General features: G+C 46.4%; 21 protein-coding genes and 1 pseudogene. 17 read left to right on the forward strand and 5 right to left on the reverse strand.

Going from position 1 to position 20,560, the window contains the following annotated elements; translation table 11 throughout:
- Positions 1–136 precede the first annotated feature (136 nt).
- Positions 137–1,732 (reverse strand): PucR family transcriptional regulator, encoded by a 1,596-nt coding sequence (locus NST16_RS01910; protein ID WP_340883699.1) that lies wholly within the window; start codon positions 1,730–1,732, stop codon positions 137–139.
- A 179-nt stretch (positions 1,733–1,911) separates the two neighbouring features.
- Here NST16_RS01910 and NST16_RS01915 point away from each other — a divergent pair, with 179 nt between their 5' ends.
- From NST16_RS01915 to yunB, 7 genes are all read left to right on the forward strand, one after another.
- A complete protein-coding gene (locus tag NST16_RS01915) occupies positions 1,912–3,255 on the forward strand; it encodes an allantoinase (RefSeq protein ID WP_340883701.1) in 1,344 nt (447 codons plus the stop codon).
- Between the two features lie 98 nt (positions 3,256–3,353).
- Positions 3,354–3,701: a YunG family protein gene (locus NST16_RS01920; RefSeq protein ID WP_326329702.1), complete on the forward strand. Its 348-nt coding sequence runs from the start codon at positions 3,354–3,356 to the stop codon at positions 3,699–3,701.
- A 37-nt stretch (positions 3,702–3,738) separates the two neighbouring features.
- A complete protein-coding gene (locus NST16_RS01925) occupies positions 3,739–4,587 on the forward strand; it encodes a DUF72 domain-containing protein (RefSeq protein ID WP_340888253.1) in 849 nt (282 codons plus the stop codon).
- 17 nt (positions 4,588–4,604) lie between these two features.
- On the forward strand, positions 4,605–5,426 hold the full coding sequence (locus NST16_RS01930) for a sulfite exporter TauE/SafE family protein (RefSeq protein WP_340883702.1): 822 nt from the start codon (positions 4,605–4,607) through the stop codon (positions 5,424–5,426).
- A 19-nt stretch (positions 5,427–5,445) separates the two neighbouring features.
- Positions 5,446–6,834 carry a bifunctional metallophosphatase/5'-nucleotidase gene (locus NST16_RS01935; protein ID WP_340883704.1) on the forward strand — a complete coding sequence of 463 codons (1,389 nt, stop codon included), beginning with the start codon at positions 5,446–5,448 and terminating at the stop codon, positions 6,832–6,834.
- A gap of 65 nt (positions 6,835–6,899) precedes the next feature.
- Positions 6,900–7,205 (forward strand): YunC family protein, encoded by a 306-nt coding sequence (locus tag NST16_RS01940; RefSeq protein WP_010331750.1) that lies wholly within the window; start codon positions 6,900–6,902, stop codon positions 7,203–7,205.
- 71 nt (positions 7,206–7,276) lie between these two features.
- The gene (yunB, locus tag NST16_RS01945; RefSeq protein ID WP_010331749.1) at positions 7,277–8,044 is read left to right on the forward strand and encodes a sporulation protein YunB; all 768 of its coding nucleotides are present in this window, start codon (positions 7,277–7,279) and stop codon (positions 8,042–8,044) included.
- Positions 8,045–8,071: 27 nt separating this feature from the next.
- Here the strand turns inward: yunB and lytH are convergent.
- Positions 8,072–9,052 (reverse strand): annotated as a pseudogene (gene lytH, locus NST16_RS01950) (L-Ala--D-Glu endopeptidase).
- Between the two features lie 237 nt (positions 9,053–9,289).
- Between lytH and lipA the strand changes: the two are divergent.
- Positions 9,290–10,186, forward strand: coding sequence for a lipoyl synthase (gene lipA, locus NST16_RS01955; protein WP_010331747.1), 897 nt, complete (start codon positions 9,290–9,292; stop codon positions 10,184–10,186).
- 15 nt (positions 10,187–10,201) lie between these two features.
- Here the strand turns inward: lipA and NST16_RS01960 are convergent, their stop codons facing one another.
- Positions 10,202–10,831: a YhcN/YlaJ family sporulation lipoprotein gene (locus NST16_RS01960; RefSeq protein WP_268448404.1), complete on the reverse strand. Its 630-nt coding sequence runs from the start codon at positions 10,829–10,831 to the stop codon at positions 10,202–10,204.
- Positions 10,832–10,943: 112 nt separating this feature from the next.
- Here NST16_RS01960 and NST16_RS01965 point away from each other — a divergent pair, with 112 nt between their 5' ends.
- From NST16_RS01965 to nucF, 3 genes are read left to right on the forward strand one after another with little or no spacing between them, the layout of a single operon-like run.
- A complete protein-coding gene (locus NST16_RS01965; protein ID WP_003228682.1) occupies positions 10,944–11,219 on the forward strand; it encodes a YutD family protein in 276 nt (91 codons plus the stop codon).
- A gap of 24 nt (positions 11,220–11,243) precedes the next feature.
- The gene (locus NST16_RS01970) at positions 11,244–11,678 is read left to right on the forward strand and encodes a DUF86 domain-containing protein (protein WP_010331745.1); all 435 of its coding nucleotides are present in this window, start codon (positions 11,244–11,246) and stop codon (positions 11,676–11,678) included.
- 28 nt (positions 11,679–11,706) lie between these two features.
- A complete protein-coding gene (gene nucF, locus NST16_RS01975) occupies positions 11,707–12,477 on the forward strand; it encodes a 5' nucleotidase NucF (protein ID WP_168748664.1) in 771 nt (256 codons plus the stop codon).
- Between the two features lie 27 nt (positions 12,478–12,504).
- Here the strand turns inward: nucF and NST16_RS01980 are convergent, their stop codons facing one another.
- Positions 12,505–13,005: a phosphatidylglycerophosphatase A family protein gene (locus tag NST16_RS01980; protein WP_340883709.1), complete on the reverse strand. Its 501-nt coding sequence runs from the start codon at positions 13,003–13,005 to the stop codon at positions 12,505–12,507.
- A gap of 153 nt (positions 13,006–13,158) precedes the next feature.
- On the opposite strand from NST16_RS01980, the gene yutH reads away from it, so the two are divergent.
- From yutH to NST16_RS02005, 5 genes are all read left to right on the forward strand, one after another.
- A complete protein-coding gene (gene yutH, locus NST16_RS01985; RefSeq protein ID WP_268448508.1) occupies positions 13,159–14,172 on the forward strand; it encodes a spore coat putative kinase YutH in 1,014 nt (337 codons plus the stop codon).
- Positions 14,173–14,376: 204 nt separating this feature from the next.
- On the forward strand, positions 14,377–15,672 hold the full coding sequence (locus tag NST16_RS01990; protein WP_229149123.1) for a homoserine dehydrogenase: 1,296 nt from the start codon (positions 14,377–14,379) through the stop codon (positions 15,670–15,672).
- Between the two features lie 5 nt (positions 15,673–15,677).
- Positions 15,678–16,736, forward strand: a complete 1,059-nt coding sequence (thrC, locus tag NST16_RS01995) for a threonine synthase (protein WP_106019930.1) — start codon at positions 15,678–15,680, stop codon at positions 16,734–16,736.
- Positions 16,733–17,662 carry a homoserine kinase gene (thrB, locus tag NST16_RS02000; protein WP_268448406.1) on the forward strand — a complete coding sequence of 310 codons (930 nt, stop codon included), beginning with the start codon at positions 16,733–16,735 and terminating at the stop codon, positions 17,660–17,662. Before thrC ends, thrB begins: the two co-directional genes overlap by 4 nt.
- Positions 17,663–17,772: 110 nt before the next feature.
- Positions 17,773–19,749 carry a S9 family peptidase gene (locus NST16_RS02005; protein ID WP_340883711.1) on the forward strand — a complete coding sequence of 659 codons (1,977 nt, stop codon included), beginning with the start codon at positions 17,773–17,775 and terminating at the stop codon, positions 19,747–19,749.
- Positions 19,750–19,788: 39 nt separating this feature from the next.
- Here the strand turns inward: NST16_RS02005 and NST16_RS02010 are convergent, their stop codons facing one another.
- Entirely contained in the window at positions 19,789–20,124 is a 336-nt protein-coding gene (locus tag NST16_RS02010) for a NifU family protein (protein WP_173400510.1), read from the reverse strand.
- Positions 20,125–20,225: 101 nt separating this feature from the next.
- On the opposite strand from NST16_RS02010, the gene NST16_RS02015 reads away from it, so the two are divergent.
- Positions 20,226–20,552, forward strand: coding sequence for a YuzD family protein (locus NST16_RS02015; protein ID WP_010331738.1), 327 nt, complete (start codon positions 20,226–20,228; stop codon positions 20,550–20,552).
- Positions 20,553–20,560 lie beyond the last annotated feature (8 nt).

Here is a 20,560-nt window from a genome sequence, read left to right on the forward strand (position 1 = left end):
CCTTTTACATGTGAACTTTAGTAACATGATAGCGTGCCGTTTGCCAGATGTCATTGGGTACAGTAGCTGAAAAACAGGAGCGTTATTGCTGAAAGTAACGAAAAGCCATTTCTTTTGTAACATAATGTGACAAATGCTAGCTGATCAGCCGCTGCATCCGCAAGGCAAGCCGCAACCGCATGGTCGTTTCGGGATCTTTTAAGCTTTTGCCCAGTAATTCTTCACATTTTTCGAGGCGGTAGATGACCGTATTGCGATGCACGTACAAGCGTTTTGCCGTCTCGGAAATCTGGCAGTGTGTCTCTAGATAGACAGACAGTGTGTGAAGCAGGCTTTGATCCTCCTGCTGCTTTTCAGCCAGGCTTTGAAGAGTGGAATTGTAAAATTTCTTCAAATCCTCAACCGGGAGCAGGCGGAGAAGCTCAGGTACATCTTTCGCGTGGTACACTTGGATAAACTCCGTGCTTCTTGATAAATGTCCTGATTGGAGAGCGTCAGACGCTTCTGTGAAAGCGTCCGGAACATCGATCAGCTTTTGGCAAATGTTGCTGATGCCAAAGGACAATGTCCGTTTAAATTGGTTTTTAACCTGTGCCTGAAACTGTTCTAAAAAGCTGATCACCGAGGCGTGCATTTCACTCCAGCTGTCTGTCGCTTCGATCAGCAGAATGCCGACATTTCCTTTAATAAAGAGGTGAGGCGGAAATGGGAAGGCAGACAATTCGCCTTCGAGAAATTCAAATACACTGTCAGAGGCCAGCTGATTTTCAGTAAAGCTGATCGACCTGTCATTCCGGTCGAGCTTTCCGGCGATGCACATATATTTTTGATCCCAGCTGAGCTTAAATTCTTTTGCCCGGTTTTTGATTTCGTCGTCTGAAGAGAACGACCGCTCGATAAAATTACTGAAAAATTCATTCCGCGCCCGCCGGCTGTATTGCTTCAGCGCGTTTTCCTTCAGCAGCTCAAAGGAAATCACGTTTGCAGCCTGTTCAATGGTGAGAATCAATCCTTTATCAGCGGCTTGGATCATTTCCGGTATCAGCAGGTAGCCGCAGCTTTTTTCGTGATTATAGATAGGAAGGACAGAATATGTTTTCTGATTCGAGATCGAAGAGAAACAAGTGAAAAACGGTCCGGACACGGTGTGCAGCGTGCTCTTGAGCTTTTCGGTTTCAACTGACATCTGATGAGAGGCAGAAAGCATTTTGGCATGCTGGTCAAGGAGCAGCACGGGAAGATGAAGGAGGTCTGATACCTTTTTGAGCAGAGATTGCAGCCCCTTGCCGCTCATAATGTGGTTTGTGAACTTTTTATGTGCGTAAATGGCTTGCTGAAGCTCGTTTGAACGCATGTCAAGAATATGGCTCAGCGTGGCATTGACAATGTCTCCGAGGCGTATATGCTCAGGGAGCTCGATAATCGGAAATGCGTGTGATTCGGCCAGGTTGATGATTTCTTTCGGGATATCCTCCAGGTAGCGTTTTGTTTTAATGCCGAGACCGGCACAGCCGCGTTTTGCCATTTGCTGAATCAGCTCTGATAGCTGGTGAGGATTGTCCTTCAGGTGATATGCGGTGGTGACGAGCAGCTCGTCTTTATGCAAAAAATCCGCGATATCAGGAGCATCCATCATGTTGACATGCTGAACCTCTCTTTCTCCCCCCGCTTTTCCCGCAATGAAAACTGCATTTTCGTAAGCCGGTATTTTCATCACATCAAAAATATTCATAGCTCATTCTCCTTTTCTTGCAAAAAATAATCATTGGTTAAGATGAATAAATTTCATTATTAATTCTAGCTGTTTTGCTGATGTAATACGATCATAGTAACAGTAAAATGTTGAAAATAGACTGAATGTGTTACATAAACTGACATAAAAATTCATCATCATACAGGGGAGGGATCAGTATGGCTTACGATTTGGTGATAAAAGGAGCGAAGGCAGTCACGCCGGATGGTGTTAAAGAAGCTGATATTGCAATGAAAAACGGGATCATTGCCAAGATTGGTTCTGCAATTGAAGCAGAGGGGGCACCGGTTGTGGAGGCTGGCGGTCAATATGTTTTTCCGGGTGCGGTCGATTGTCATGTTCATTTCAACGAACCCGGCAGAGAGGATTGGGAAGGGTTTGAAACGGGCTCACGGATGATGGCTGCAGGCGGCTGCACCACTTATTTTGATATGCCGCTGAACTGCATTCCATCCACGGTGACGGCTGAAAACCTTCTCGCAAAAGCTGAAATCGGCAGGCGAAAATCGGCGGTGGATTTTGCGTTATGGGGCGGCCTTGTGCCCGGTCATATTGATGACATACATCCAATGGCTGAAGCGGGTGCGATAGGATTTAAAGCATTTTTATCAAAATCAGGCACAGAGGAGTTTCGCTCTGTTGATGAACGGACCTTGCTTAAAGGCATGAAAGAAATCGCGGCCGCAGGAAAAATCCTTGCTCTTCACGCAGAAAGCGATGCGATCACAAGCTTTTTGCAGATGGAATGGGCGAATAAAGGGAAAGTGAATGCAGGTGCGTATGCGGCCTCCCGCCCGGAGGAAGCTGAAGCTGAAGCGGTGTATCGCACGATCCAGTACGCGAAAGTAACTGGCTGTCCGATTCATTTTGTCCACATCAGTACGGCAAAAGCGGTCCGCTTGATACGGGAGGCCAAGCAGGAGGGATTAGATGTCACGGTGGAAACATGTCCTCACTATGTCTTGTTCAGCCATGACGATTTACGCGAAAGGGGCTCTGTCGCAAAATGCGCCCCTCCGCTCAGATCGCAGCCATCAAAAGAGGCGTTAATTGATACGCTGATCGCAGGGGATATTGACATGGTGTCCTCGGACCACTCCCCTTGCCGTCCTTCTCTGAAGCGGGAGGATAATATGTTTTTGTCATGGGGCGGAATCAGCGGCGGGCAGTTTACTTTATTGGCCATGCTTGAACTGGCCCTTGAGCGGGACATTCCATTTGAAACCATTGCTGAATGGACAGCGGGGGCACCCGCGAAGCGATTCGGCCTTCAGCAAAAAGGGCGGCTTGAAGAGGGACGGGACGCGGATGTCGTTCTCGTCAGCATGGAGCCGTACACAGTCACAACAGAGACGATGTTTGCAAAGCATAAGCAGAGCATTTATGAAGGACATACCTTCCCCTGCCGCATCTCATCCACCTACAGCAGAGGACGGTGCGTGTACAGTGATGGGGAGAAAGCAGACAGCGGAATTGAGGGAGCGCTGGTCGTTCCTTCGTAAACCCGGCAGATTGAAATCTGCGGGTTTTTTTTATGTCAGTGACTTTGGTTTTTAAAAATCAAGCATCGTGGTATCTTTTTAAAAAGGGGGCTGCGATGATGGAACACGTCAAACACATACTAAACCAATCATGGTCGCTGCATACGAGTTCTAAATGGACGAAAGAATGCCCGGCATGCGGCCAATGCGGCGTGACGGCATTGGTGGTACAGGAGCAATTCGGGGGCGATATTTTCAAAACAAAGGTCGGTGAGAGCTGGCACTTTTATAACAGCATAAATGGGGCTGTGTATGACTTTACGAGTGAACAGTTTCAGGAGCCTATTGTGTACCAAAATATCCCTTCCTCAAGAGAGGAGACGTTTTTGGATACCAATGAGGAACAATATCAGCATCTGCGCTCAGCGTTTTTCCGCAATATGAACAGCATTTCCGAGGAAACCTGAAAACGCGTGTGATAAACTGGAAGAGAGGTGAATGATTGTGATTTATATCGGACTGACGGGATGGGGGGATCATGACAGCATTTATCCGCCGAAAACGCCCAGCCAGAAAAAATTGCAGGCCTATTCCTCCCATTTTCCGATCGTGGAAGTAGACGCGAGCTTTTACGCGATTCAGCCGGCGCGCAACAATGAAAAGTGGGTGAAGGAAACACCGGAAACCTTCCAATTTATCATTAAAGCGTACCAGGGCATGACGGGGCATCAGCGCGGCGACATTTTGTTTGACTCGAAAGAGGAGATGTTTGATGCTTTTAAGCTGTCCTTAACGCCATATTTACATAGCAATAAGCTCGCCATGGTGCTGTTTCAATTTCCGCCGTGGTTTGACTGCAAGAAAGAAAATGTCGCTTATTTAAGATGGTGCAAAAATCAAATGGGTGATATTCCTTGCGCGCTTGAGTTCAGAAACCGCTCCTGGTTTTCACCGCCATTTTATGAGCAGACGCTTTCCTTTATGAAAGCGGAAGGCTGGATTCACAGTGTCTGTGACGAACCGCAAATCGGCGAGGGAAGCGTTCCGACTGTTTTGCGGGCGACCGATGAAAACAAAACGCTCGTCAGGTTTCACGGACGCAACAAGCAGGGCTGGATGAAGCCCGATGGCGGGAAGAACTGGCGTGAGGTCAGATATTTATACCGCTATAACAAACAGGAGCTGGAAGACTGGAAAAAGCATCTGAACGCATTGCAGCAGCAATGTAAAGATGTATTTGTTCTCTTCAACAACAATTCCGGCGGAGACGCCGCGGATAACGGCAAGCAAATGCTTGAACTGCTTGATATCGAGTACTCCGGACTTTCTCCGAGACAGCTCGGTTTATTTTAGAAAAGAGGTTTTGATTGATGTCGTTTGTGATTTTGGCCGTACTGGGATTTATTGCGGGTACGGTAGGAAGTTTGATTGGACTCGGCGGCGGGATTGTCATCGTTCCGGCCATGATGTTTTTAAGCGCGGTGACCCCGTATTTTCAGGATGTGACGCCGCAGGTCGCCATCGGTACTTCGCTTTTGGTCATTATTTTTACGGGTCTTTCCTCAACTTTGGCTTATATTAAATATAAAACGGTTGATTATAAAAGCGGGCTCATTTTCTTTATCGGTTCAGGTCCCGGCAGCATAATCGGGGCCTATGTATCAAAGCTTTTTAATTCCAGCTCGTTTTCCATTTGGTTTGGCATATTTATGATTCTTATTTCATTATCCTTAATGCTGAAAGCGAAGGCACGGCCGGTAAACAAAGAGCACAGAGGAATAATACGGACTTTTCAGGATGATGCCGGAGAGCCCTATACTTACTCGTATCAGGCGTCTGTCGGGATTGCCATCGCCTTTGTTGTCGGCTTTTTAGGCGGGCTCTTTGGAATAGGCGGCGGCTCGCTGATGGTTCCGGCCATGATGTTGTTATTCCTGTTCCCGCCAAAGGTTGCGGTGGCAACGTCCATGTTCATTATTTTCCTGTCTTCTATGACAGGATCTGTATCACATATTATGTCTGGGCATGTGAATTGGCTGTACGCCCTCGCGCTTGTGCCCGGCGCTTGGTTCGGCGGAAGACTTGGAGCCGCCATCAACCGAAAAATGCAGACGAAAACGATCGTCATGATCATGCGGATCGTATTAATTTTGATCGGCTGCCAGCTCATTTATGAAGGCATTTTCAGCTGAACGATTAGGAGAGAATGGTATGAAAGAGAAGCTCCGCTTATATCACACAAATGATTTGCACAGCCATTTTGAAAATTGGCCAAAAATAACAGATTATATTGAGCATAAAAGAAAAGAACATCAGCTGCACAGCGAAGAGACGCTCGTTTTTGATATTGGTGATCATATTGATCGTTTTCATTTTGTGACTGAGGCAACATTCGGAAAAGCGAATGTAGACCTCTTAAACCGTCTTCAAATTGATGGAGCGGCTATCGGCAATAACGAGGGAATTACGCTTCCTCATGAAGAGCTTGCTTCTTTATATGATCATGCCGAGTTTCCCGTTATCGTCTCTAATCTTTATGACAAAAACGGAAACCGCCCGTCCTGGGCGGTTCCTTACCATATCAAAACATTGAGAAACGGCATGACCATCGCTTTGTTAGGCGTAACGGTGCCGTATTATCCCGTCTATGACAAGCTGGAATGGACTGTTACTGATGCGCTCGAAAGTATAAAAGAAACCATACAGGAAGTGAAAGGGCAGGCTGATATCATCGTTCTCCTGTCGCATTTGGGAATTCTTGACGATCAAGCGGTTGCTGAAGCAGTTCCGGAGATTGACGTAATCCTCGAGTCTCATACTCACCACCTGCTTGAAAATGGACAGATGGTCAACGGTGTATTGCTTGCCAGCGCTGAGAAATACGGAAACTATGTCGGCTGTGTAGACATCACGTTTGACAGCGAAAAGCGAAAAATCATCAGCAAAACAGCGTCTGTTCAAAATGTGGCGGAATGGACAGGGGAATCGGCGGAAACCAAAGCATTTCTTGAGGAAAAAGAACGTGAAGCCGAGGAAAAGCTGTCCGTTGCCGTTGCGGAGCTTGCGCAAGATGCTGAAGTCAAGTGGTTTGAAGAATCCGAGCTGCCTTTACTTTTGGCATATGCGTTAAAGGAATGGTGCGGAGCCGACATCAGCATGGTGAATTCCGGCGTCATCCTCGGACCGCTTAAAGCCGGCCCGGTGACGAAGCTTGACCTGCACCGCATCTGTCCTCACCCCATCAACCCGGTTACTGTCCGCCTGACGGGAGAGGAACTGAAAGAAACGATTCTCCATGCTGCTTCAGAACAGGTGGAGCAGCTTCGAATTAAAGGATTGGGCTTCCGGGGAGAAGTGATGGGGAAAATGGTGTACGCGGGTGTCGATGTCGAAACGAAACGGCTGGACGATGGGATGACGCACGTTACCCGGATGACACTGAACGGTGATGACATTGATAAACATAAACAATACGCTGTGGCTGTGCTTGATATGTTTACGCTCGGCAGGATGTTTCCGATCATCCGCGACGCCGCAGAAAAAGAATATTTTATGCCGGAATTTTTGCGGGATCTGCTTGCCTGGAAGCTTGCACAATAAGGAAGTCAGCCCACAACAAGCCGTGCCCTTCATCATAAAGTGATAAATGAAGGGAGTTGGTTGACGTGGTAAATCTGACACCGATTATGATAGAAGGACAGCCTTTTACAGCTGTGACAGTAAAACTTCCAAAAACAAATTTCATGGCAGTCTCCAATGATCACGGATATATTATGTGCGGCGCGCTTGATGTGGCGCTGCTGAATGAAAAATTAAAGGAGCGTGGAATTGTGGCGGGACGGGCGGTTGGTGTACGAACAATTGACCAGCTGTTAGACGCCCCTTTAGAATCCGTCACCTATGCCGCAGAGGATCTTGGCATTCATGCCGGCATGAGCGGCAGAGAAGCGCTTTTAAAAATGGTGAAATAAAATAAATTGGCCCGGCTATTACTATGTCCCCCCTTACAAGCATACATTGTGATATGTAAGGGGGGATTTTCTTGCCAAGATATCGCGGCCCTCTTCGCAAGAGAGGACCTTTGCCTTTCCGGTACGTGCTGTTGCTGTCACTCGTATTTTTTATCATATCGACAACAGTCAGCCTTTGGATGATCAACGGCTCTATTAAACCGGTTTTAATGAGCATCGGTGAAATGGAAACGAAGCGTGTGGCAACTGAGGTGATTCAGGATTCCATTGAGGATTATATGTCTGACAGCGAAAATATGAAAGATATGTTTCAAATGAATTCTGATGAAAACGGAAATTTAACGACAATCGATTTTAATACACAGGTTATAAACAGTGTGAAAACAAAGGTGACAAAGCAGCTTCAATCTCATCTGAAAGAGATGGAAACCCACACGGGACACAGCGGTGCCAGTGAAAATATTATGATCAACATCCCATTGGGACAGGTGACAGGAAACAGCCTTCTTGGAAACCTCGGCCCGAAAATTCCGGTCCGGTTCAATTTGATCGGTGACGCCTTTACGGACGTCAAAACAAAAATAAAGCCATACGGCATTAATAACGCACTGATTGATATCAGCATCTTTGTAGAAATTAAAGTGAAGGTCATCATCCCGTTCGCAAGCAAAACGGCCGTGGTCACCAATAATGTTCCTGTATCAATTAAAGCAGTGCAGGGCGAAGTCCCGCAATTTTATAACGGAAGCGGCGGTTCAGGTGTTACGCCTTCTGTCCAGCTTCCAAGCAGCAAAGAAGAAGAAAGCCATGATTCAAAAAATGAAAAAAACAAAAAATAAAGCCGCCTTTTCATGAGGCGGCTTTCGTCATTTCTTTTTCTTGTACTCATAGCGCTCCCACGCTCTCAAATGAGGATAAGGATCAAACGACCATTCCGTTTTTCCATTATCCTTATACATGCCATAGTGCAGGTGCGGCGGAAATTTTCCGGCTGTGCCGGGCGGGCCGTATCCTGAGCTGCCGACTGACCCGATCACTTGGCCGGGCTCAACGATCTGCCCTGGTTTAATGCCTTTCGCAAACCCATTGAGGTGGGCGAAATAATGATACGTATTGTTAATATCTCTGATGCCGATTCTCCATCATCCAAAGCGGTTCCAGCCTTTCATTTCAATGACGCCGTAACAGGTGGATTTTACAGGAAGGCCATAATGGGCAAAGATATCCGTTCCTTCATGAATCCGCCTTCCTCCAAAGCCGCGGGCGTCCCCCCACGTGCTGCGATAGCTGTAATCCGTTCTGATTGGAAGCGGAAACGCATGCTCGCCCAAATCAATATGACCGTATGCCTTAAACAGCTTCATGAACTCGGATATGATTCCCACTGTTTGATCACGGCGGTAGTAATTCCAGAGCCCGATGCGGATATTTTCCTCATCTGTGCCGTACGACAGCAGATATTGTGCGAATGTATACAAAATGTCTTCGTCATTGCTGACTTCGGCTTTCCCATCGCCGTCACCGTCCATTCCGATTCCGTCAAACACTTTTATGCTTAACGGTGCATCGTCTTTCGGATTCGGGTTTTCTGGTCCGCTCCAGATTTCATCCGGTACATAGATGCTGATGATTCCCGTTTTGTCAGGCAGATCCTTTCTGTTGCTCCGCACATTCTCCTCGTATTGATCAACAGCGGCTAGCGCATACCAAGGAATCTGCGTCACAGCTTCGACTTTATGATATAATTCCATCCGTTTAGAAAGCACCGGATCTGAAAGCTCTTTTCCAGACGCAAAAGGTTCAAATGCAAACAAAAGGAGAAGAAGGACAGATAACACAACTTTCACAAAATAATCTCCTTTCAATATTGAATACACATAGTTTGCGGCAACCCGGCAAGAAAATGTCAGTAATCATCTTCCCTTGTCGAGAAATTTTTCCTATGTTAAAGTGTCTAAAGAAAAGACTTTCTTTAGTTAGAAAAACATTATTTTTGTTGCAGAAATGAAAGAACTGCACCTATCTCGTTTTCAGAATGTTTCGTGTCAGAAATTGAGTATATTGGATATTGGAGATGATGGGAATTGGCAAAGAAAGACGAACACCTCAGAAAGCCCGAATGGCTCAAAATCAAATTAAATACAAATGAAAATTATACAGGGCTCAAAAAACTCATGCGGGAAAACAATCTGCACACCGTATGTGAAGAAGCAAAATGTCCGAATATTCATGAATGCTGGGCAGTGAGACGTACAGCGACATTTATGATTTTAGGATCTGTTTGTACGAGAGCGTGCCGTTTCTGCGCTGTCAAAACGGGCCTTCCGACTGAGCTTGACCTGCAAGAGCCGGAACGCGTAGCAGATTCCGTCGCTCTGATGAATCTGAAACACGCGGTTATCACAGCTGTTGCGCGTGATGACCAAAAAGACGGCGGTGCGGGTATCTTCGCGGAAACTGTCCGTGCAATCCGCAGAAAAAGCCCATTTACGACTATTGAGGTGCTTCCGTCAGATATGGGCGGAAACTATGATAACTTAAAAACGTTAATGGATACGCGCCCTGACATCCTGAATCACAATATCGAAACGGTTCGCCGCCTGACGCCAAGAGTCCGCGCGCGTGCGACATACGACCGTTCATTGGAATTTTTGCGCCGCGCGAAAGAAATGCAGCCAGACATTCCCACAAAATCAAGCATCATGATCGGACTCGGTGAAACGAAAGAAGAAATTATCGAAGTGATGGACGACCTCTTGGCAAACAATGTTGATATTATGGCAATCGGCCAATACCTGCAGCCGTCGAAGAAGCACTTAAAAGTCCAAAAATATTATCATCCTGATGAATTTGCAGAATTGAAGGAAATCGCGATGCAAAAAGGCTTCAGTCACTGTGAAGCCGGTCCGCTTGTCCGTTCCTCCTACCATGCGGATGAACAGGTTAACGAAGCATCAAAAAAACGCCAAGCGCAAGCATAATGCCAAAACGCCAGATCATCTGGCGTTTTTGTCATTCCTATTCGCTTCCTTGTCCTGGCGTGTTTCTCCATTGGCATTTTCGTTTTCCGAGACAGGGCTTCCTTGCGGGGAGTTTTTCATTTCTTGTATCGTCCCTGACATGATGTCTCTGACATCTCTTGAACCGGAGCCCAGATTGCTGTAATTTTTGATGGCCTGCATATGATTCGGATTGTCAGAAATGTACACATGATAGTAACGCGGAATCACCGAAACAGCCGTTTTTTTCACTTGATCAGCTGTCAGTTCACGGTTTCTTGAATCGGTTTTGTACACGACAAGCGCTTCTTGGTCAGTTACGAGCACTGCGGCATCTTGAATATGAGGGAGCTGAACCGTTAAGCTTGATATGATGTGAGCGGTTTCTTCACGGTCTGGCGCCGGTGTCTCCTGCTGTTCGCCGTCAATTTGTTCTTTTTGATAACGAACATAACCAAATTGTTCATTCTTATCATGCCTATTAAAAGCCTCATCGCGGTCAGATACATGAATGGGCTTGGTTTCATTTTGATGCTGGACATTCTGCTCAGCGTTATTGAATCCTGCGCCTCCGCATCCGGATAAAAGCCCGGTCATCAGGCAGAGGCTGACAGCAGTTCGTTTCATTTGTAATCCCTCCTTATGTGTAGGGTAGCCAAATCACACGAATTATTCTTTAGCAATTGATGGGGAAGGGGCAATGAATTATGATAGGAATGAGTGAAAAAGAGGTGAGATCATGATTCTTATTCAAAATGCCGAATTTGAGTTGGTGCACAATTTCAAAGACGGCTTTAACGAAGAGGCTTTTAAAGCTCGTTATTCCGATATTTTAAATAAATACGATTACATTGTGGGAGACTGGGGATACGGCCAGCTCAGGCTCAAGGGCTTCTTTGATGACCAGAATCAAAAGGCGACCTTTGAAACGAAAATCAGCACATTGGACGAATACATTTACGAATACTGTAATTTCGGCTGTGCGTATTTTGTCTTAAAACGGATCAGAAAATAACTATTTCACAAAGGGGATGCTGTCATGTATTTTGTTGACAGAAACAAGATAGAGCATACACTCGGGTTCTTCGAGCGTCAGCTGGCGCTGTTTCATTCGCAAACAGACTGGAAATCCGAGATCGAGGGGCTCGCGCTTGAACGCATCGGCCACCTGTTAATCGAATGCATTCTAGATACAGGAAATGACATGATCGACGGTTTTATTATGCGGGACCCGGGCAGCTATGATGATATCATGGACATACTGGTTGATGAAAAAGTCGTAACGGAAGAAGAGGGAGCACAGCTGAAGCAATTGATTGCGTACCGAAAAACATTGGTTCAGCAATACCAGCTCGCTGACAGCGCAGAGCTTTACAAGCTGATCACCGCGCATCTAGCGGTCCTTCAAGCCTTTCCGAAACGAATCAGAATCTACTTGGAAACAGAGCTGGGCCCTGTTTCCGCGTTTAAATAACGACAGGAAAGCCACAGGAGTGTTAAAGATGAAAACATATAAAGGGTATTTAATTGATTTAGACGGAACGATGTACAACGGCACAGAAAAAATTGAGGAAGCGTGTGAATTTGTCAGAACGCTGAAAGACCGCGGCATTCCTTATCTTTTTGTGACAAACAACTCTTCCCGTACACCGAAGCAGGTGGCGGACAAGCTAGTCTCTTTTGATATTCCGGCAACAGAGGAGCAGGTCTTTACGACAAGCATGGCGACTGCCCAGCATATCGCCCAGCAGAAAAAAGACGCGTCTGTGTATGTGATCGGGGAAGAAGGAATTCGCCAGGCGATTGAAGAGAACGGCCTGACCTTTGCAGAGGAAGACGCGGACTTTGTTGTTGTCGGAATTGACCGTGGGATTACATATGAAAAACTTGCCATTGGCTGCCTCGCAATCAGAAATGGCGCCCGCTTTATTTCCACAAACGGTGACATTGCCATACCGACTGAAAGGGGTCTCCTGCCGGGCAATGGTTCACTGACCTCTGTGTTAACCGTATCCACAGGCGTGCAGCCGGTGTTTATCGGCAAGCCGGAATCCATTATCATGGAGCAGGCGATGCGTGTTCTCGGCACTGATGTATCCGAAACACTTATGGTCGGCGACAACTACGCGACTGATATTATGGCAGGCATGAATGCAGGGATGGATACACTGCTTGTCCACACAGGCGTAACGAAAAGAGAGCATATGACAGACGATATGGAAAAACCGACTCACGCTATTGATTCTCTGACTGAGTGGATTCAACATATATAAAAAAAGGGCGCCCCAAAAGGGTGCCCTTTATTCTGTATGCCGTGCGCGGTGTGCGAGCCTGCTGGAGGCCGCAGCGGAAATGGCGCCGACAATGTCATCAAGAAATGTATGGCATTCGCCGGTTGATTTATCATTCAAACGGCCGAGGATACCGGGTTTTTCTTTGTCAATGTAGCCATAGTTTGTAAACCCGATGGACCCGTAAATATTCACGATGGAAAATGCCAGAACTTCATCTACTCCATATAGGCTTTCATCTATCTCCAGCATCGTTTGCAGCGGTTCAGACAGTTTTTTGTGCTCAGCAAGAACGTCCAATTCAATGCCCGTTAAAATCGCGTTTTGCACCTCGCGTTTTGCGAGGACCCGATTCACATTCAACGTGCATTCATCCATGGTTAAATCCGGATGATATTTTTTCTGCAGAAAAAAGACAAGCTCGGCAATATCGGATACCTCAACGCCGCGCTCCTTCATCCGTTCTCTTGCTTTAGCTTCCATCTGACTGATTTGTTCTTTATCTGACATCAACTTCACCCAATCTTTTTTTACTAGTTTATACAAAACGTATGAGATGTTTACGACTTTTTCTTGCTCCTTCGTCGGATTAAAATATGTATTCATAATTCCGGCTGTGTATGACTACGATGTGATGAGTCCTAATTCAACAGGCAGGTGATCATTGTGAAAGGCACAATAAAAGAAAAATACGGCATTCATATCAGGCAGCTTTCCATGTATCAGCATACGTATCAATGCTTTCAAACACCGAATTCCTTCTTTTTGATTGTTCCCGTTTCCCATTTTTCAGATGCGGAGCTGGCGGAGCTTTATTACATGAGTCAGTATTTACAAGAACAAAGTGACCCATACGTTTCCGTTTTTATCTTTACAAAAGAAGGTGAACTGACCTTTGAACATGAGGAAAAAACGTACGCCCTGCTGAAGGCGGCTCCTCCTTTTTCAAATCGTGCATTTTCCATAGGGACAGAACTGGCGGAGTTTCACCGAAAGGGCAGAGGATACCCGTACGAAGTGAAGGAGGCAGGGAGAATCGGGCAGTGGAAAGACCTGTGGGGAAAACGCATTGATCAGCTTGAAGCGTTTTGGCAGCGAAAGGTTCATACCCCTCCGCACGAGCCTTTTGATAAAAAAATGATTGAATCGTTTCCATACTATTTAGGGCTGTCAGAAAACGCGATTCAATATTTAGTCGATACTGAGCTCGATGACAAACCGCAAGCAACTGATTCAGGAACGATATGCCATCAGCGGATGGAAAGAAATACGTGGTCTCCTGAATCCCTTATCAGGATTCCGGCTGACTGGGTATTTGACCACGCTGCACGCGATTTAGCCGAATATATGAGACACTCATTTTTGCATCACCGTGATGATTTTAACCGGCAGGGCTTTCGCTTTTTGCAGGAATACGAGCAAATCACACCGCTGTCTTCATTTTCGAAGCGTCTTTTGTACAGCCGTCTCCTTTTTCCGCTTCATTACTATGAAATCGTGGAAGGCTACTATATTTCTTCAGAGTCGGAAAAGCACTATTATGAAGAGCAGCTCGACTACATTCTCAGTGATTCGGGCTATGAACAATTTCTGAATGCCGCCCAGGAGTTTATGAACATGAGAGCGCAGAACTTGTTTGTTCCCCCTGTCAGCTGGCTCGGAAAGGGCGGCTTGTAAGGAAGGAGAAAATCTGACAAAAATAATTAGAAAATAAAGAATCTTGTCATATCAATTGATTAAGCGTTTACATTCACAAAATTCAGCAGATTGTTGTCTTGTCAAAACAGGAGTGGGCTTATATAATATTTGTAACTTATATGTCTGTGTTGAGTTAACAATTGTCTATCTTGAGAGGACAATCTGAAGAAGGGTGGAGTTTTTTTGAAAGCAATTCGTGTAGGGCTTTTGGGCTTAGGTACCGTCGGAAGCGGTGTCGTTAAAATTATTCAAGACCATCAGGATAAGCTGATGCATCAGGTTGGCTGTCCCATTACGATAAAAAAAGTGCTTGTAAAAGATTTAGAGAAAAAAAGAGAAGTAGATTTGCCGAAGGAAACGCTCACGACAGAAGTATATGATGTGATCGACGACCCTGATGTTGATGTCATCATCGAGGTCATCGGCGGTGTTGAGCAGACAAAACAATATTTGCTCGACGCTTTGAGATCGAAAAAACACGTTGTCACGGCGAACAAAGATTTAATGGCCGTGTACGGTTCTGAACTGCTCGCAGAAGCAAAGGAAAATGGCTGTGACATTTACTTCGAAGCCAGCGTTGCCGGCGGAATTCCAATTCTTCGCACATTAGAAGAAGGCCTCTCATCAGACAGGATTACTAAAATGATGGGAATTGTAAACGGAACAACGAACTTTATCTTAACAAAAATGATTAAGGAGAAAAGCCCTTACGAGGATGTGCTTAAGGAAGCGCAGGATCTGGGGTTTGCTGAAGCTGACCCGACTTCAGATGTTGAAGGGCTTGACGCCGCGCGGAAAATGGCAATATTGGCGCGTCTCGGCTTCTCAATGAACGTCGATCTGGAAGATGTCAAAGTGAAGGGGATCTCCCAGATTACAGACGAGGATATCAGCTTCAGCAAACGCCTCGGCTACACAATGAAGTTGATCGGGATTGCCCAGCGTGACGGCAGCAAAATTGAAGTCAGCGTTCAGCCGACGCTGCTTCCAGACCACCATCCGCTTTCTGCCGTGCATAATGAATTTAACGCCGTCTACGTATATGGCGAAGCTGTCGGAGAGACGATGTTCTATGGCCCGGGAGCGGGAAGCATGCCGACAGCCACATCAGTTGTGTCTGACCTGGTCGCTGTCATGAAAAACATGCGTCTCGGCGTAACCGGCAATAGCTTTGTTGCGCCGCAATACGAGAAAAACATGAAGTCGCCGTCCGACATTTACGCACAGCAATTTTTGAGAATTCACGTGAAGGATGAGGTAGGCTCATTCTCAAAAATCACGTCTGTGTTCTCAGAACGGGGCGTCAGCTTTGAAAAAATCCTTCAGCTGCCGATTAAGGGGCATGATGAGCTAGCAGAAATCGTCATCGTCACACATCATACATCAGAAGCTGATTTCAGTGATATCCTGCAAAACTTAAATGATTTGGAAGTCGTTCAAGAAGTAAAAAGCACATATCGTGTAGAAGGGAACGGTTGAAGCTAATGTGGAAAGGACTTATCCATCAATATAAAGAGTTTTTACCTGTAACGGATCAAACACCGGCGCTTACGTTACATGAAGGCAATACGCCGCTCATTCATTTGCCGAAGCTTTCTGAACAGCTTGGGATTGAGCTTCATGTCAAAACAGAAGGCGTAAACCCTACTGGATCTTTTAAAGACCGCGGGATGGTTATGGCGGTGGCAAAGGCGAAAGAAGAAGGCAACGACACGATTATGTGTGCGTCAACCGGAAATACATCAGCGGCTGCGGCTGCTTATGCAGCCCGCGCCAATATGAAATGTATTGTCATCATCCCGAACGGAAAAATCGCGTTTGGCAAGCTTGCTCAGGCAGTCATGTACGGAGCTGAAATCATTGCGATCGATGGCAACTTTGACGATGCGCTTAAAATTGTCCGCTCAATTTGCGAAAAATCACCGATCGCGCTTGTCAACTCGGTCAACCCTTACCGTATTGAAGGCCAAAAAACAGCTGCCTTCGAAGTGTGCGAACAGCTGGGCGAAGCCCCGGACGTTTTGGCGATTCCGGTCGGAAACGCGGGAAACATCACAGCGTACTGGAAGGGCTTCAAAGAATATCATGAGAAAAACGGCACTGGCCTTCCGAAAATGCGCGGTTTTGAAGCGGAAGGGGCAGCTGCGATCGTCCGCAACGAAGTCATTGAAAATCCGGAAACCGTGGCAACAGCGATTCGTATCGGAAACCCAGCAAGCTGGGATAAAGCTGTAAAAGCGGCTGAGGAGTCCAATGGAAAAATTGACGAAGTCACTGACGATGAAATTCTTCATGCGTATCAGCTGATTGCCCGTGAAGAAGGCGTGTTTGCAGAACCGGGCTCCTGCGCATCTATTGCAGGTGTGCTGAAACAAGTAAAATCCGGAGAAATTCCGAAAGGCAGCAAGGTTGTGGCTGTGTTAACAGGAAACGGGCTGAAAGACCCGAACACAGCGGTCGACATTTCTGAAATGAAGCCGGTCACCCTGCCGACTGATGAAGACAGCATCCTCGAATACTTAAAAGGAGCGGCTCGTGTATGAATGATGCCGACATGCTGTTCTCTGTCACTGTTCCCGGAAGCACAGCTAACCTAGGCCCCGGCTTTGATTCAGTCGGAATGGCGCTCAGCAGATATTTAAAGCTGACCGTCTATGAAAGCGATCAATGGTCTTTTGAAGCTGAAACAGAAACAGTCGCCGGAATACCGGCGGGTACAGATAATATGATCTATCAAGTGGCTAAACGGACGGCAGATATGTACGGAAAAGAAATGCCACCTGTACATGTGAAAGTGTGGAGCGACATCCCGCTTGCACGTGGTCTTGGCAGCAGTGCTGCGGCCATAGTGGCGGCTATAGAACTGGCTGACGAATTATGCGGGTTAAAGCTCTCCGAAGAGGACAAGCTGCATTTAGCCAGCCTTGAAGAAGGACATCCGGACAATGCAGGCGCTTCTCTCGTCGGCGGGCTTGTGATCGGGCTGCATGAAGACGACGAGACACAAATGATCCGCGTGCCGGATGCCGACATTGATGTTGTGGTTGTCATTCCTTTTTACGAGGTGCTGACAAGAGACGCGCGAGACGTGCTTCCTACAGAGTTTCTCTATGCGGACGCTGTAAAAGCCAGTGCTGTCAGCAACATTCTCATCGCGGCGATCATGTCAAAGGATTGGCCGCTCGTCGGAAAAATCATGAAGAAGGATATGTTCCATCAGCCGTACCGGGCAATGCTTGTCCCTGAGTTGTCAAAAGTAGAACACGTCGCCGAGATGAAAGGCGCTTATGGAACTGCTCTCAGCGGAGCGGGCCCGACGATTCTCGTCATGACCGAAAAAGGAAAAGGGGACGCGCTGAAAGAGCAGCTCGCACTTCACTTCCCGCATTGTGAAGTCGACGCTTTGACCGTTCCGAAAGAGGGAAGTATAATAGAGCGAAATCCTTTCTATCAAATGAAAAGTGTATAGAGCATTCTAAGCGTTCCTCAGCGTCAGCAGAGGAACGCTTTTTTTCTTCATGATATAAAAGGGATTTTTATTTAGAAAAACGAAATACATGTAAAAAGGAGGAGATTGATATGAAAAAGCTGATGACCGCCGAAGATATGATAGCTATTGTCTCGGTGACGGACCCTCAATACGCCCCGGACGGCAAGCGTGTGGCTTATGTGAAGTCACAAGCAAACAAAGAGAAAGATTCATATACTTCAAATATATGGGTATATGATGCGGATAGCGGGACGTCCGCCCCTTGGACATACGGAGAAAAGCGGAGCGCTGATCCTAGATGGTCTCCAGACGGACGCCAGATTGCATTTGTTTCTGACCGTGATGGCGATGTGTCTCAGCTTTATATAATGAGCGCTGAAGGCGGTGAGGCAAAAAAACTGACTGATATTCCGTATGGCGTCTCTCAGCCGGTATGGTCTCCGGATGGCGAGTCAGTGCTTGTCACGGTCAGTCTTGGAGATGGTGAAAGTGTTTATGATCAAGAGAAAACGGAACCCGACAGCTTTGAACCGGTTGAAGTGCATGGTTTAGCCTATAAACGGGACGGAAAAGGGCTGACGAGAGGCGCGTATGCACAGCTTGTGCTTGTCAGCGTGAAGTCTGGAGAGGTCAAACAGCTGACTAACGAAAAAGCTGACCACTTCGACCCGGCTTTTTCTCCTGACGGCAAATCTCTCGTTTTTTCGGCTAATATGACTGAAACGGATGATGCCAGAAAACCTCATGATGTTTGCATGTTGTCGCTGGAGACTGAAGATCTCAAGCTGATTACCTCTCATCGCGGCTCATTCGGACCAAGCTCATTTTCACCGGACGGAAGGTATCTTGCTTTGCTTGGACATGAACAGGAATATCGGAATGCAACGCTCGAAAAGGCGTGGCTTTATGATCTAGAACAAGACCGCCTGTCGTGTCTCACTGATATGCTGGACGTTCACTTAGCCGATGCGCTGATTGGGGATTCATTGATCGGAGGTGCTGAACAGCGTCCGGTTTGGACGAAAGACAGCCAAGGGTTTTATGTCATCGGTACAGAACAAGGCAGCACGGGAATCTATTATGTTTCTATAGAAGGACTCGTATACCCGATTCGGTTAGAAAAAGAATATATCAACAGCTTTTCCATGCATCCTGACGAACAAAGCTTTATTGCCAGTGTGACAAAGCCCGACAGACCTAGTGAGCTATACAGCATTCCTCTTGGACAGGAAGAAAAACGGCTGACTGATGCGAATGACAAGTTTGTTGACGAGCACCTCATTTCGTTACCTGAAGACATTCAATATGTGACAGAAGACGGGATGACGGTGAACGGCTGGCTGATGAAACCTGCTCAGGCTGCAGAGGGCAAACAATATCCGCTTATTCTCAATATACATGGCGGTCCGCATATGATGTACGGGCATACATATTTTCACGAATTACAGGTGCTGGCGGCGAAAGGATATGCAGTGGTTTATGTAAATCCAAGAGGAAGTCATGGCTACGGACAGGAATTTGTGAATGCAGTCAGAGGGGATTACGGAGGAAAAGACTATCTGGATGTGATGCAGGCAGTGGATGAGGCGATTAAAAGAGACCCGCAGATTGATGCCGAGCGGATAGGCGTCACAGGCGGAAGCTACGGAGGCTTTATGACCAACTGGATCGTGGGGCATACAAATCGTTTTAAAGCAGCTGTCACCCAGCGTTCGATTTCAAACTGGCTCAGCTTTCACGGCGTTAGTGATATCGGCTATTTTTTCACGGACTGGCAGCTTGAGCATGACATGTTTACCGATACAGAAAAGCTGTGGGACCGATCCCCTTTAAAATATGCGGCAAACGTGGAGACGCCTCTTTTAATTCTTCATGGCGAACGTGATGACCGGTGTCCGATTGAACAGGCTGAACAGCTTTTTATTGCCTTGAAAAAAATGGACAAGGAAACTGTGCTGGTTCGTTTTCCGAAAGCGACGCATAATCTGTCACGCAGCGGACACCCGGGACAGCGGATCAAGCGCCTGACCTATATAAGCTCATGGTTTGACCAATATCTCTCATAAAAAAAGCCAGGCTGATCAAATATCAGCCTGGCTGCTTTATTAAAAGACTTGTTCTACTTCAATTACACCCGGCACTTCTTCAAGAAGAGCGCGTTCAATTCCGGCTTTTAGCGTAATTGTTGAACTTGGGCAGCTGCCGCACGCGCCTAGAAGACGAAGCTTAACAATACCTTCATCAACGTCTACAAGCTCACAGTCACCGCCGTCACGAAGTAAAAACGGACGAAGTTTGTCCAGTACTTCCTGCACCTGTTCTTTCATTTCAACTTCAGTCATGACATTCGCTCCTTTCATCGTCATAAAACCATTATATTCAGTGTAACAATAAAAATCTATTGTTTGGTTTGCAGAATTGCTCCCATTATTATAGCACATTCAGACTTGAACACAAAAACGGTTTTTTTCTATAAAAACGTCTTTTGTCTCTGTATACTTAATAGAAAGAATGTAACACAGAGAAATGGGGGCACTTATCAATGACAAAAACAGTCATGCTCAGCGTATACGGGGCAGAAACCGTTTGTGCAAGCTGTGTCAATATGCCGACAGCTAAAGATACATATGAATGGCTTGAGGCTGCGCTGAAAAGAAAATATCCGAATCAGCCTTTTGAAATGCAATACATCGACATTTACGAGCCGCCAGATGTCGAAAACGTAAAACAGCTTGCGGAAAAAATCAGAAATGACGAATATTTTTATCCGCTCGTCCTCGTAGAGAATAAAATTGTTGGAGAAGGCAACCCAAAGTTGAAGGATGTATATGAGGAAATGGAGAGATACGGTTACACAGAAAACCGCTGACTTCATCA

Source organism: Bacillus sp. FSL K6-1005 (genome assembly GCF_038000225.1).
Lineage (GTDB): Bacteria > Bacillota > Bacilli > Bacillales > Bacillaceae > Bacillus > Bacillus mojavensis.

Bases quoted from the DNA above. Each gene is read 5' to 3' on its own strand.
- NST16_RS01960 (WP_268448404.1), bottom strand. From the start codon at position 10,831: ATGAAACGAACTGCTGTCAGCCTCTGCCTGATGACCGGGCTTTTATCC.
- NST16_RS01915 (WP_340883701.1), top strand. From the start codon at position 1,912: ATGGCTTACGATTTGGTGATAAAAGGAGCGAAGGCAGTCACGCCGGAT.
- NST16_RS01980 (WP_340883709.1), bottom strand. From the start codon at position 13,005: ATGTCAGATAAAGAACAAATCAGTCAGATGGAAGCTAAAGCAAGAGAA.
- NST16_RS01970 (WP_010331745.1), top strand. From the start codon at position 11,244: ATGTATTTTGTTGACAGAAACAAGATAGAGCATACACTCGGGTTCTTC.
- NST16_RS02015 (WP_010331738.1), top strand. From the start codon at position 20,226: ATGACAAAAACAGTCATGCTCAGCGTATACGGGGCAGAAACCGTTTGT.
- nucF (WP_168748664.1), top strand. From the start codon at position 11,707: ATGAAAACATATAAAGGGTATTTAATTGATTTAGACGGAACGATGTAC.
- thrC (WP_106019930.1), top strand. From the start codon at position 15,678: ATGTGGAAAGGACTTATCCATCAATATAAAGAGTTTTTACCTGTAACG.
- NST16_RS01910 (WP_340883699.1), bottom strand. From the start codon at position 1,732: ATGAATATTTTTGATGTGATGAAAATACCGGCTTACGAAAATGCAGTT.
- NST16_RS01920 (WP_326329702.1), top strand. From the start codon at position 3,354: ATGGAACACGTCAAACACATACTAAACCAATCATGGTCGCTGCATACG.
- NST16_RS02005 (WP_340883711.1), top strand. From the start codon at position 17,773: ATGAAAAAGCTGATGACCGCCGAAGATATGATAGCTATTGTCTCGGTG.
- NST16_RS01930 (WP_340883702.1), top strand. From the start codon at position 4,605: ATGTCGTTTGTGATTTTGGCCGTACTGGGATTTATTGCGGGTACGGTA.
- thrB (WP_268448406.1), top strand. From the start codon at position 16,733: ATGAATGATGCCGACATGCTGTTCTCTGTCACTGTTCCCGGAAGCACA.
- NST16_RS02010 (WP_173400510.1), bottom strand. From the start codon at position 20,124: ATGTGCTATAATAATGGGAGCAATTCTGCAAACCAAACAATAGATTTT.
- NST16_RS01935 (WP_340883704.1), top strand. From the start codon at position 5,446: ATGAAAGAGAAGCTCCGCTTATATCACACAAATGATTTGCACAGCCAT.
- NST16_RS01965 (WP_003228682.1), top strand. From the start codon at position 10,944: ATGATTCTTATTCAAAATGCCGAATTTGAGTTGGTGCACAATTTCAAA.